The organism is Streptomyces sp. NPDC059256 (assembly GCF_042753785.1).
In the GTDB taxonomy this organism is placed as follows: Bacteria; Actinomycetota; Actinomycetes; order Streptomycetales; family Streptomycetaceae; genus Streptomyces.
Window position 1 is genome coordinate 387,343 of sequence record NZ_JBHYZO010000003.1, and the last position, 11,731, is coordinate 399,073.

Genomic DNA, 11,731 nt, shown 5'->3' on the forward strand with positions numbered 1-11,731 from the left:
CGGCCCCGCGGCCGCCCCGGCCGCCCACGCGGCCCCGGCAGCGGGCGCCGCGTCCACAACCCCCGGGCGCCCCGGGGGCGTAGCCCCCGCCGCGCCTCGCTCGTACCTGTGGTCCGGTGCCGTACTCGGTGGTCGAACCGGGGCCGGAGCCGTGCACCCGTGCCCGAGTGCTCAAGCGGCCCGTCGATAGCTGCTGCCGTCCCTCGGGCGCACCAGCAGTCCGGAGGTCACCAGATAGCGGCGCAGCGCGGGGAAGTCGTCGTGCACGGTGAGCAGGGCCTCGTTCACCTCGCGCTCGGTGTACTCCCGCTCCGGTGTGAACAGCGTCTCGGCGAGGTGCGTCAGCACCTGTTCGCGGCGGGCCGTCTTGCGGGGGATGGCGGTGAGTCGACCCTGTGAGAACAGGGCGGTGACATCGTGGGCCGTGGCGGATGGTTGAGAACTCATACGGCGAAGCCTCGCCTTGGCGACACCGCCCGGGCAACACGTTTTCCCTCCGGACGGCGTCGATCCGGCAGTTCTCGGCAGTCCTCATCAGTCCTCGGCAGTACCTCGGGGCAGTCGGTCGACCGCCCCGAGGCAGGGCGCCGCGTCAGGTGCGGGTCGGATCACCGGCCGCGGGTGCCGGCTTCTGCGGTGGGTTCCCGCGCGGGTTTCCCTGACCGCGCCCGGTGCGGTCCCGCCAGACGGCGATGGCCACCACGACCGCCGCGACCAGCAGTGACAGCAGCATCTGCTCCCGTCCGGTGTCGTCGAAGAGCATGTAGACGATCACGAAGAGGATCATTCCGATCGTCACCCTGGTCAGCCAGGGGAACAGCCACATGCGGACGACCAGCTTCTCCGGGGCCTCCCGCTCGATGATCCGGCGCATCCGCAACTGCGTGCAGCAGATCACCAGCCAGACGAACAGCGCGACCGCGCCCGACGAGTTCAGCAGGAAAGCGAAGACCGTGTCGGGCCAGCGGTAGTTGAAGAACACCGCGACGAAGCCGAACAGCACGGAGGACAGGATCGCGGCCCGGGGCACGCCGCGGCTGTCCGTCCGGGCGAAGGACCCGGGGGCGTCACCGCGCTTGCCCAGGGAGAACGCCATCCGCGAGGCCGTGTACAGACCGGAGTTCAGACAGGACAGGACGGCCGTCAGGACGATGAAGTTCATGATCTGCCCGGCGTGGGGGATGCCGATGGAGTTCAGTGCGGCGATGTACGAGCCGTCCTCCGTGATGGCCTTGCTGTTCCAGGGGAGCAGGGTCAGCACCACGAAGATCGAACCGAGGTAGAACACGGCGATCCGCCAGATCACGCTGTTGGTCGCCTTGCGCACCGCGCGCTGGGGGTCGGCCGACTCTCCGGCCGCGAGGGTCACGATCTCGCTGCCCATGAAGGAGAAGACGACCATCAGCACACCGGTGAGGATCGCCCCGTACCCCTCGGGGAAGAAGCCTCCGGAGTCGGTGAGATGGGCGAAGCCCTTGCCGGGATTGTCCGAACCGGGCAGCAGTCCGAAGACGGCGAGCAACCCGATCACGACGAATGCCCCGATAGCCACCACTTTGATCCCGGCGAACCAGAACTCAAATTCACCATATGAACCCACCGAGGCCAAATTGGTCGCCGTCAGCACGACCATCACGAGCAGCGCCCAGGCCCACTGGGGAACGGCTGGAATCCATCCCTCCAGAATCACCGCTCCGGCGGTCGCCTCGACCGCCAGTACGACCACCCAGAAGAACCAGTAGAGCCATCCGATCGAGAACCCGGCCCAGCGCCCGATCGCCCTGTCGGCGTACTCCGAGAAGGACCCCGACGCGGGGTTCGCGGCGGCCATTTCGCCGAGCATCCGCATCACGAGGACGACCATCAGACCGACGAGCGCGTACGAGAGGAGGATGGCGGGCCCGGCGGCTGCGATGCCCGCGCCCGAACCCACGAACAGTCCGGCGCCGATCACCCCGCCGATGGCGATCATGGAAAGATGTCGGTTCTTCAGTCCGGCCTTCAACTCATCCGACGACTGCGACTGTGAAGGCTCTTCCGGCTGCTCACCTTCTTTTGGAAGGGTTTGCTGCGAGGTCATGGTTGATTCCTTTGGTTCGAGAATCGTGTGCGGTGCATTCAGGTGCTGACCCCGCTGACGGCTACCCGCTCATTCGCGTGCCACACTCCCCTCATGCGCGTGTACATCGGTTCCGACCATGCTGGCTACGAACTCAAGAACCACCTCGTCGAGTGGCTCAGGGCCCACGGCCATGACCCCGTCGACTGCGGACCCCACATCTATGACGCCCAGGACGACTACCCGCCGTTCTGCCTCCGTGCCGCGGAGCGTACGGCCGCCGACCCGGACAGCCTCGGCATCGTGATCGGCGGGTCGGGCAACGGCGAGCAGATCGCCGCGAACAAGGTGAAGGGCGTGCGGGCCGCACTCGCCTGGAGCGAGCAGACCGCCGCCCTCGGTCGCGAGCACAACAACGCCAACGTGGTCGCCGTCGGTGGCCGAATGCATACGCTGGAGGAGTCGACGAAGTTCGTCGAGATCTTCCTCAGCACGCCGTACTCGAACGAGGAGCGCCACACGCGCCGGATCGAGATGCTGACGGCGTACGAGAACACGGGCGAACTCCCCCCGATCCCGGCCCACCACCCTCAGCCGTAACCCCATCAGCCCCGGCGCCCCCAGGTTCCACCTGAGGGGCGCTTGTTCATGCCGCCCCGCAGGGCTGAGCGCACGGAAGCGGGCCGTGTTCGGGGCACAATGGGAGTCTCCGCAGCGGACCAGCACCAAGGATCGACTCCGTGCCCGAAGGCCACACCATCCACCGTCTCGCGCAGGACCATCGCGAGCGCTTCCTCGATCAGCCCCTGCGCGTCACCAGCCCCCAGGGCAAGTTCTCCGACTCGGCCGCCCTGATCGACGGCCAGGTCATGGACGCGGCCGAGGCCCACGGCAAGCACCTGTTCCTCGGCTTCGGCCCGCTCGGCTGGGTCCACATCCATCTCGGTCTCTTCGGCAAGGTCGACCTCGGGAACGCTCCCGCACCGCCGCCCACCGACACCGTCCGGCTGCGCCTCGCGACCCCCGACGGCTATATGGATCTGCGCGGCCCGACCACCTGTGCGCTGATCACCGACGGCGAGAAGGCCGCCATACACGACCGCCTCGGCCCGGACCCGCTGCGGGCCGACGATGACTCGGGTCGCGCCTTCGCCCGGATCTCCCGCTCGCGCACCACCATCGCCGCGCTGCTGCTCGACCAGAAGATCATCTCGGGGGTGGGCAATGTCTACCGCGCCGAGGTGCTGTTCCGGCACAACATCGACCCCTACCGCGCGGGCAAGGACATCAAGCGCGCCGAATGGGATCTGATCTGGGCCGATCTGGTGGATCTGATGCACGAAGGCGTACGCAACAACCGCATCGACACCGTCCGGCCGGAGCACACCCCTGAGGCCATGGAACGCCCGCCGCGCGTCGATGACCACGGCGGCGAGGTGTACGTCTATCGCCGGGCCCAACTGCCCTGCCACATCTGCTCGACGGAGATCCGCACCGCCGATCTCGCGGCGCGCAATCTCTTCTGGTGCCCGCGCTGCCAGGTGACCACGGTCGGCTAGCCGGCCCGGACAGCCGGGTGTCCCCGGCCCGCTCCCGGGCCGGGGACACAGAGGTCTGCGCCGCTTGGACGCTCCCTAGATGTTGTGCGGCACCCAGGGCGCCACATCGCTGCCGAACGCGGTCGAAGCCTCGGCCAGCGCCCCTTCGCGGACCTCGCGCACCCGCCCGGCACCGGCGAGCGCCGCGAGCGAGATGCCGCCCATGTAGGCCGCGCCCAACTCCCGTACGGACAGCACCAGGTCCGCCGCGTCCGCCGTCCGCTCGCAGACCGCGCCCTTGGAGTCGCCGGACAGCCGCCAACGACCTTCGTTCCAGGGACAGAAGGCGTCTTCCACCTCGATCACGAGATCCAGGGCCGTGCGGTACGGGCGGGCCGCCAGCGCGGTGCCGACATCGACGAGCCGTACGTACAGACCGTCCCAGATCCGTACGTCGCAGCGCCTGATGTCGGAGACGAGGTGCTGCCAGGGGTCGTCGACCGGCCGGTTCTCCATCCGGATCGACGACGTCAGATCGATCCCGGCGAGGAACCGCCACAGCGCCGCGTACGCCACGGGGTCCAGCGCGTACAGATCGGTCAGTTGCAGGGAGCCCTTCGGCCCGGCGTTGTCCCAGGCCGGACGGTTGCGGAAGAGGGTGTAGCCGACGGTCTCGCCATCGCGCTCGGCGAGGACGCACTGGAGGTCCGACGCGCCCGCCTTGTCCTCGGATGCGTCCATGATCTGGAGATGGTCCCAACCGGGCAGCCGGGCGATCATGCCGGGTCGCTCGGGCACCTTGCGCGCATAGATCGACTCGCAGATGTCGAGGGCGTCTGCGGGCTTCACCTTGCGCAGGGTGATGCCGTCCGGGCGCTCCGGCTCGGGGAACCGCACCCGGGAGGTGTCGATCTCCGCCACCAGCTGCCAACTCGCCGTCCCGTAGCCGAAGCGGCCGTAGATCGCGGGTTCGGACGCGGTGAGGATGGCGAGCGGCTCGCCCCACTCCCGCAGGTCATCGAGCTGACGGCGCATCATGGAGGTCAGGATTCCGCGCCGGCGATGGGTGGAGGCGACGCTCACCTCGGTCACCCCGGCCATGCGGACCGCCGACCCACCGGGCACCGTGACGTCGAACCCGAAGGAACCCGCGGTGCCCACGGACACCGGACCGTCCCACGCTCCGATCGACCGAGCCGGATCGGTCAGTTCCTTGATGAGGTCCCGCTTCTCCTGGGACTGCCGCACGCCACCGAAAGCCTGCTCCAACCCCTCGTACCACTGGTCCCACTCGGACGCTTCCAGGACTCGCAGCTCAACGCTCATCCGTCATGCCTAACAAAGAGGGACCGCGATCGGCGAACGAATATTCGGTGTGTCGGCGGTCCCCGGCCAGGTGCGGGCGGGCTGTCGACCGGCTTCGGGCCCGCCGAGCGGTGCCGGCGTGGTATCAATCACAGCGGGCCCGCGCCCGGCGGCCTCGCTTCAGCGCACGGTCGATGGCCGGAACTACCATGTGCCCTTCTGGCCCGATGTTTGGTCTGGACCATTACATCTGGGTGGCGCCGACAGCCACCAACTGTACGAGGCGGTCGTTCCGGCGCAATTTCACCCCTTCCGGGCCTCGATCGGACACCAGTCCTCTCCTGTGATAGAGCTCGCAGCCGCCCGGTGGACCAGCCTCGTTGCCGACAGAACGCCAGCTCAGAGGGCATGTGGATAACTCTCGGTCCGTCAGGGTGTAGGAGCCATACAGCACTTGTCATATGCCATGACTATCTACCGATACGTCGACAGAGCGACCCGATTTCGAACGCATTGTCATAGGGGTCCCCCTGCACGAACGGGCTATGGGTCGATAAGGTCACACGACAATGGCCCGTGGCAGAGCAGCAGACTCACTGGGGGCTCGGTGGCGCAAGGCGACCCACCGGGCCAGAATCGCGCTGCGCAAATCCGCGGTCGACTACTTCCGTGGCGACGGCTCGGACACGGTGGCCCTCACCGGGCTGCTGCTGACCGTCCCGGCCATCACCTGGGGCACGATCACCAAGTCCGAGTGGATCTCACCGTCCGCACTGGTGCTGCCGATCGTCGCGGGCGCGTTGATCCTGCGTCCGGCGAGCCTGCTCGGCTTGTACGCGGCCTGCGCCGCGGGCCTGATCGTGGAGACCTTCAACCTCGGCCCCTATGACGACGGCCCCGACCGGGTCACCCCCGGCACGGTCCTCGTCGTCGCGGCCTGCGGGTTCTTCGGACTGCTGATCGCGCAGTTCCGGGCCCGGGTCGGCGTCCCCTGGAGACGCGGCGGAACCATGCTCTTCGACCTGCGGGAACGCATCGCCGTCCAAAGCGCCCTGCCGAGACTGCGCAAGGGCTGGCACCACGAGATGGCCCTGCGACCGGCGGGCGGCCAGTCCTTCTCCGGTGACTTCGTGGTCGCGGCCCGCACCAACGGCGGCCGGACGCTCGAAGTCGTCCTCACCGATGTGTCCGGCAAGGGGATGGACGCGGCTTCGCGCGCCCTGCTGCTCTCCGGCGCCTTCGGCGGTCTGCTCGGTTCCCTGCCCCCGCACCGCTTCCTCCATGCGGCCAACGGCTATCTGCTCAGACAGAACTGGGACGAGGGCTTCGCCACCTCGATCCATCTCGTCCTGGACCTGGAGTCCGGGGACTACGAACTGTTCTCCGCTGGCCACCTCCCGGCGCTCCAGCTCAGCGCGGGCAACGGCCAGTGGGAGGAGAAGTCCGGCGAGGGCCCGCTGCTGGGGGTGTACGACGGGGCGCAGTTCGACCCGGTGAAGGGTTCCCTGCGCCCCGGCGATGTGCTGATGCTCTTCACGGACGGCCTGGTGGAGGCTTCCGGCCAGGACCTCAGCGAAGGCATGGACCGTCTGACCGGTGAGGCCGACCGCTATGTCTCCTCCGGTTTCGAGGGGGCGGCCTGGCATCTCATCGAGACGGTCGCGAAGGACGTCAACGACGACCGGGCACTGCTGTTGTTGTGCCGGGACGCCTAAAGGCTGTCTCCCTGAAGGGAGCACCTGTCGTTTCTTGATCCCTGGGCAACTAACCGCCGCCTGGGCGAAGGAGCGACTCGCCGGCTCGCGGCGCGGCAACTGCACCTTGAGGGCGGGGTGTTGCTGGTGCTGGCCCCGCCTGGGGCGCGGTAGTTCCGGCGTCCGAATGATCTCGTACGAATCAAGAGCCACACCCTTCCCCTTCAGTCGGCGCGAGGGGTCGGGTGGGGTCCGACTCTCCGTCGGCAGACTTTGGCCAGGTGCGCAGGGGGCAACAGCGTTGGCCGCGGGACTCGCCTTCGATGAACGCTTCTCTGTGCGTATGACCGACTGCGCGTCAGACATCCTTGCCCTTTCATTGCGCGGTCAGGCTTCCCGGGCTGCGGCGGCCGGGCAGGACTGCTCCTCTATCGGGTCGTGATCACATCAGGACTCGTCGGCCGTACCTTCGTGGCACCCCTGTTGAACAGGCGAGATGGATGCACGCGCGGAGCTGGCCGGTAATTGCCCCGTTTGACGCACAATCCTTGATCATTACATTCTGCGCATGAATGAATGCGGAGTGTTCCACTCCGTTCGCCTCTCCTTGTGGGCCCCGACGAAAGGGCACAGCCATGTCTTCGGCCATGCGTAAGACGACGAAATCCCCGGCGGTCCGGCGGCTGACCGCCGCGACCGTCGCACTGGGCAGTTGCCTGGCGCTCGCCGGCCCGGCGGGAAGCGCCGGCGCTGCGCCCGCCGACCCCGTACCGACCGTCTTCTTCGGCGACTCCTACACCTCCAACTTCGGCATCGCTCCCGTGAACAACCAGGACAGCGAGCGGGGCTGGTGCTTCCAGGCCACGGACAACTATCCCGCCGTCGCCACCCGGAGCCTCGCGGACAAGGGCATCACGCTCGACATCCAGTCGGACGTCTCCTGCGGAAGCGCCCTCGTCCACCACTTCTGGGAGAAGCAGGAGCTGCCCTTCGGCGCCGGCGAGCTCCCGCCGCAACAGGACGCGCTCAAGCCGGACACCCAGCTGACCGTAGGAAGCATGGGCGGCAACACACTGGGTTTCAACCGCATCCTGAAGCAGTGTTCCGACGAGCTCCGGAACCCCTCTCTCCTGCCGGGAGACCCGGTGGACGGGGACGAGCCGGCTGCCAAGTGCGGTGAGTTCTTCGAGACCGGGGACGGAAAACAGTGGCTGGACGGTCAGTTCGAGCGGGTCGGTTGGGAGCTGGAGGAGCTACTGGAGCGCATCGGCTACTTCGCCCCCGACGCGAAGCGCGTCCTGGTCGGCTACCCCAGGCTCGTTCCCGAAGACACCACCAAGTGCCTGACCGCGGCGCCCGGTCAGACACGGCTGCCATTCGCCGACGTCCCCCAGGACGCCCTGCCGGTCCTGGACCAGATCCAGAAGCGGCTGAACGACGCCATGAAGAAGGCCGCCGCCGACGCCGAAGGCGGCGCCGACTTCGTCGACCTCTACGCCAGCACCGGCGCCAACACGGCGTGCGACGGCGCCGACCGGGGCATCGGCGGCCTGCTGGAAGACTCCCAGCTCGAACTCCTCGGTACCAAGATCCCCTGGTACGCGCATCCCAACGCGAAGGGCCGCGACATCCAGGCCAAGCAGGTGGCCGACAAGGTCGAGGAGATCCTCAACCGATAACGGGGCGCGTAACCCCGCCGGTCATCCAAAGGCAGAAGGGTCTGCGCGCGGACAACGTGCAGGTGATGGACCGAGGTCTGGGGCCGCGGTCATCTGCGGCTCCAGATGAGGACGGCGGCAAGGTGCAATGTGGCGGTCTGGAATGGTCCGAGTTCGTCTGGCAGGTCTCGCCAGGGCGAGCCGGTGCGGTACTTCCACGCGATGGCCTCAAGTGTGCGGCGGTGATCGGCACGCCGTCGCCCGCGGGCCGGATCGGCCGGCATCAGCGGCTCGATCCGGTCCCACATCACATCAGTGATCACTAAGCGGACGGACACACCCGATCAACTGACCGACCAACCAAAGAGACACCGCCCAAGTCCTACGCGGGGTTGAGTGCTCCGCGCGAGGCGGCCTCGGTGAAGACCGCGAACGCCGCGGGCGCGACCGTGAAGGACCCACGGCCCGGGTCCTTGGAATCACGGACGGCGATACGGCAGGGCTGTGCGGCGACCTCGACGCACTGGCTCTGGGACGCCCCGCTGTGCGAGGACTTCTGCCAGCTGGCCGAACCGAGGGGCGCGCACTCTATGCAGTCTCCGCCTGTGGTGCCGCTGTAAGTCGACTTCCGCCAGGCCACATTGCCCAGAGGCGCGCACTCGACGCAGTTTCCACCGGTGGTTCCGCTGTACGACGACTTACGCCATAGAGCGCTCGTCGGACTCGGGTTGCTCCCCATAACGCTCCTCCATTACGCGGGCGATCAGCGCCGCTGAATCCCCCACGGAGAGGGCAGCGGCCTGGAGGCGATCGTAACGGAGCGAACCCTCTCGGATACTCTCGGGGTTGGCCGTCATATGGCCCTGGATGAAGTCCTCGGTGTAGACGATGTCCGGATCGTCACCGAATCGCAGGATGTTGAACGACCCGTCCAAGCCGGTGTGTTCGCCTGCGACAAAAGGCAGGACTTGGACACTCAGCCAGCGCCGATTCCGTAGCTCCAGGAGCCGTGAGAGCTGCTTGCGCATCACTGCCCGGCCACCGATCTCCTGGTGAAGTGCGGCCTCGCTGAGCACCACCCAGGTGGCAGGTGGGCTGGGACGTTCCAGGATGCGCTGACGCTCCATTCGCGCCGCGACCTTCCCTTCGAGGTCGTCCTTGCAGTCCACGCTCATGAGGACTCGTGCGTACTCCTCGGTCTGAAGGAGTCCGTACACCAACTGTGGCTGGAACGTGGAGATGAAGGTGGCGCGTGCCTCCATTTCCGCGTATGGCTGGAACCAGGAGGGAAGTTGGCTGCGGAGCACCAGCCCCACCAGTCGGGAGAACATCCCGTCCGTGCCGAGGGCCGCGTCCACGCGCTCGGAGAAGTCGCGCGTCGGGACCTTCTTCGTCGTTTCGATCTGGCCCACGAGCGAGCCGGTGCAGAAGACGATCGATCCGAGTTGAGCCTGGCTCAGTCCGGCGGTTTCGCGCAGTCGCCGTAATTCCGAGCCGTAGTAGTCGAGCGGTGAAGCGCTCGGGTCCAGGTTTCGAACAGCAGTCACGCCAGCCCCCAACGTTTGGCAGGGTTGCTCACTTTTGGTAGTCAAGCCTAAGCGTGTGGCGGCAGTCTAGGAGGGGAAAAGAGCCAACTAATCGTGCACCATCGGGAGTTATCGTGCAGTTGATCGACCCGGAGCCATCCCTGAGCTATCGGATGAGCTTCACTGTCGGTGACCATGCCGCCCGTCATGTTCGCCGTATCGCGCGCTCGTACCTTCACGATTGGGGGCTCGACGGCTTGGCGGACACGGTCGGGCTCGGGCTCACCGAACTGTTGGCCAATGTCGTACGCCATGTGCCCGGGCGGCACTGTGCGCTCGCGCTGCTGCGGCTGCCCTGGGGGGTGCGGATCGAGGTCAGCGACGAAGGGCCCGGGTTGCCGCGAACGCCCGCCCCGGTCGATCCCGAAGGACTCGACGAGGGCGGGCGCGGGTTGCTGCTGATCGCGGCGCTGGCCGACCGCTGGGGCGTCGTACCGCTGACGCCGACCGGCAAGACCGTGTGGTTCGAGTGCGAGGCGCCGCAGTCGCTTTCGGTGTCAGCCGACTTGCGAGGGGACGGGCTCGGGTTTCCTTGCCTTCGGCAGGAAGCGGGCGAGCAGGTGTGACCTACCGGCAACCATGGGCGCCAGTACGGCCAGGACCAGGACGTATCCCGCGATGAACGGCGAGAGACGGTCGTCCAGGCCGGCGGCTGCCGCCATCGTCGCCAGGATCAGCGCGAACTCACCGCGGGCCAGCAGGGTGGTGGAGATGTTGGCTGCCGGTCCCGGACCGAAGTCGTAGATCCGGGCCGCGGCGAGACCTGCGAGGACGTTCATGGCGAGGGTCACGGCCACGGCCGCGAGGACCGGCCACAGGACGGATGGCAGGTCGCCCGGGTCGATCGAGAGGCCGAACCCGAAGAAGAAGATGGCGCCGAAGGCGTCCCGCAGCGGGTGGACCAGTTTGAGGATGCGTTCCCCGGAGGTCGTGCTCCCCAGCATCAGACCGACCATGAAGGCGCCGATGGCGTCCGCGACCCCGAACCACTCCGAGACACCGGCCATGAACACGGCCGCGCCCAGGAAGGAGATGACCAGGAGTTCATCGTCCGGGGTGTTCATCAACCGGCCGATGACCTTGGTGCCGAACCGTGCGGCCAGGGCGAGCAGCAGCAGGAAGCCGAACGCCTTCCCGCCGTCCATCACGGCGGCCGACAGGCTGTTCGCCCCCGACAGGATGGGTTGGAGGGCGGCGAGGTAGAGGGCGAGGAAGATGTCCTCGACCACGATGATCCCGAGGATGGGTTTGGTCTCGGGGTTGCCGATGCGGCCCAGGTCCACGAGGACCTTCGTCACGATCGCGGACGAGGAGATGCCGAGGACACCGGCGAGCACCAGGGCTTCGCCCGTACCCCAACCGAGCGCGAAGCCGAAGCCGAGGCCGGCTCCGACGTTCAGCAACAGATAGACGCCACCGGCGATGGCCATCTTCCGGCCGCCCGCTTTGAGGTCGTCCAGATGGAATTCAAGGCCCAGGTAGAAGAGGAGGAGGACCAGGCCGAGGGCCGAGAGCATCTCCAAATCGTGCGGGTCGGAGAGCAGCACGATGCCGGGCGTATGGGGGCCGAGCAGGATGCCGGCCAGGATGAACAGGGGGATCGTGGGCAGGCCGATGCGGCCACCGAGGCGGGCGAGGAAGGCGGCTGCGAGGAAGGCGCCGCCCATGGCTATGAGGGTGTCTGCGTGTCCGATGGGCTCATCCTCACTGTGTAAACAAGAGCATCAAGAGGGCGTCAAGAAACCGTCAGTAATTAGTTTACCAAATGATTGACGTTGCAACTATTGCGGAGTGCACTCGGGTGCCTGCCGCCGGGAGGTGGTGGGGCAATCCCCACCCTCGATCGGCCGGTCAACGCCATGGTTGTAGGGGCCCGTTGATCCGTAGCGTC

General features: G+C 67.3%; 11 protein-coding genes and 1 pseudogene. 5 read left to right on the forward strand and 7 right to left on the reverse strand.

The features are described 5' to 3' along the window. Positions 1–171: 171 nt before the first annotated feature. Positions 172–447 carry a DUF2087 domain-containing protein gene (locus tag ACFXJL_RS09680; protein ID WP_329018927.1) on the reverse strand — a complete coding sequence of 92 codons (276 nt, stop codon included), beginning with the start codon at positions 445–447 and terminating at the stop codon, positions 172–174. Positions 448–592: 145 nt separating this feature from the next. Beyond that, on the reverse strand, positions 593–2,080 hold the full coding sequence (locus ACFXJL_RS09685) for an amino acid permease (RefSeq protein WP_358881826.1): 1,488 nt from the start codon (positions 2,078–2,080) through the stop codon (positions 593–595). Between the two features lie 93 nt (positions 2,081–2,173). Between ACFXJL_RS09685 and ACFXJL_RS09690 the strand changes: the two genes are divergently transcribed. Together ACFXJL_RS09690 and ACFXJL_RS09695 are read left to right on the forward strand one after the other, a co-directional pair. Then, the gene (locus ACFXJL_RS09690; RefSeq protein ID WP_384643706.1) at positions 2,174–2,659 is read left to right on the forward strand and encodes a ribose-5-phosphate isomerase; all 486 of its coding nucleotides are present in this window, start codon (positions 2,174–2,176) and stop codon (positions 2,657–2,659) included. A gap of 140 nt (positions 2,660–2,799) precedes the next feature. Beyond that, positions 2,800–3,618: an Fpg/Nei family DNA glycosylase gene (locus ACFXJL_RS09695; RefSeq protein ID WP_384690823.1), complete on the forward strand. Its 819-nt coding sequence runs from the start codon at positions 2,800–2,802 to the stop codon at positions 3,616–3,618. A 75-nt stretch (positions 3,619–3,693) separates the two neighbouring features. On the opposite strand, the gene ACFXJL_RS09700 is transcribed toward ACFXJL_RS09695, so the two are convergent. After that, a complete protein-coding gene (locus ACFXJL_RS09700) occupies positions 3,694–4,923 on the reverse strand; it encodes a GNAT family N-acetyltransferase (protein ID WP_384690826.1) in 1,230 nt (409 codons plus the stop codon). Positions 4,924–5,471: 548 nt separating this feature from the next. Here ACFXJL_RS09700 and ACFXJL_RS09705 point away from each other — a divergent pair. Both ACFXJL_RS09705 and ACFXJL_RS09710 read left to right on the forward strand, forming a co-directional pair. Next, on the forward strand, positions 5,472–6,617 hold the full coding sequence (locus ACFXJL_RS09705) for a PP2C family protein-serine/threonine phosphatase (RefSeq protein WP_358881822.1): 1,146 nt from the start codon (positions 5,472–5,474) through the stop codon (positions 6,615–6,617). 626 nt (positions 6,618–7,243) lie between these two features. Next, positions 7,244–8,275, forward strand: a complete 1,032-nt coding sequence (locus ACFXJL_RS09710; RefSeq protein ID WP_384690829.1) for an SGNH/GDSL hydrolase family protein — start codon at positions 7,244–7,246, stop codon at positions 8,273–8,275. Between the two features lie 134 nt (positions 8,276–8,409). Here the strand turns inward: ACFXJL_RS09710 and ACFXJL_RS09715 are convergent. From ACFXJL_RS09715 to ACFXJL_RS09725, 3 genes and pseudogenes are all read right to left on the reverse strand, one after another. Then, positions 8,410–8,562 (reverse strand): annotated as a pseudogene (locus tag ACFXJL_RS09715) (transposase); the annotation flags it as partial. A 74-nt stretch (positions 8,563–8,636) separates the two neighbouring features. Beyond that, complete coding sequence (locus ACFXJL_RS09720) at positions 8,637–8,993, reverse strand: DUF397 domain-containing protein (RefSeq protein ID WP_383543704.1); 357 nt, start codon at positions 8,991–8,993, stop codon at positions 8,637–8,639. Continuing rightward, entirely contained in the window at positions 8,953–9,801 is an 849-nt protein-coding gene (locus ACFXJL_RS09725) for a helix-turn-helix domain-containing protein (RefSeq protein ID WP_384643713.1), read from the reverse strand. Before ACFXJL_RS09725 ends, ACFXJL_RS09720 begins: the two co-directional genes overlap by 41 nt. 113 nt (positions 9,802–9,914) lie before the next feature. Here ACFXJL_RS09725 and ACFXJL_RS09730 point away from each other — a divergent pair, with 113 nt between their 5' ends. Then, complete coding sequence (locus ACFXJL_RS09730; protein ID WP_358881819.1) at positions 9,915–10,406, forward strand: ATP-binding protein; 492 nt, start codon at positions 9,915–9,917, stop codon at positions 10,404–10,406. On the opposite strand, the gene ACFXJL_RS09735 is transcribed toward ACFXJL_RS09730, so the two are convergent. Next, positions 10,338–11,507: a cation:proton antiporter gene (locus ACFXJL_RS09735; RefSeq protein WP_358881818.1), complete on the reverse strand. Its 1,170-nt coding sequence runs from the start codon at positions 11,505–11,507 to the stop codon at positions 10,338–10,340. The genes ACFXJL_RS09730 and ACFXJL_RS09735 overlap by 69 nt on opposite strands. Positions 11,508–11,731 lie beyond the last annotated feature (224 nt).

Excerpts from the sequence above, each read along its gene's own strand:
- ACFXJL_RS09680 (WP_329018927.1), bottom strand. The coding sequence starts at position 447 with ATGAGTTCTCAACCATCCGCCACGGCCCACGATGTCACCGCCCTGTTC.
- ACFXJL_RS09685 (WP_358881826.1), bottom strand. The coding sequence starts at position 2,080 with ATGACCTCGCAGCAAACCCTTCCAAAAGAAGGTGAGCAGCCGGAAGAG.
- ACFXJL_RS09690 (WP_384643706.1), top strand. The coding sequence starts at position 2,174 with ATGCGCGTGTACATCGGTTCCGACCATGCTGGCTACGAACTCAAGAAC.
- ACFXJL_RS09700 (WP_384690826.1), bottom strand. The coding sequence starts at position 4,923 with ATGAGCGTTGAGCTGCGAGTCCTGGAAGCGTCCGAGTGGGACCAGTGG.
- ACFXJL_RS09705 (WP_358881822.1), top strand. The coding sequence starts at position 5,472 with ATGGCCCGTGGCAGAGCAGCAGACTCACTGGGGGCTCGGTGGCGCAAG.
- ACFXJL_RS09710 (WP_384690829.1), top strand. The coding sequence starts at position 7,244 with ATGCGTAAGACGACGAAATCCCCGGCGGTCCGGCGGCTGACCGCCGCG.
- ACFXJL_RS09720 (WP_383543704.1), bottom strand. The coding sequence starts at position 8,993 with ATGGGGAGCAACCCGAGTCCGACGAGCGCTCTATGGCGTAAGTCGTCG.
- ACFXJL_RS09735 (WP_358881818.1), bottom strand. The coding sequence starts at position 11,507 with ATGGGCGGCGCCTTCCTCGCAGCCGCCTTCCTCGCCCGCCTCGGTGGC.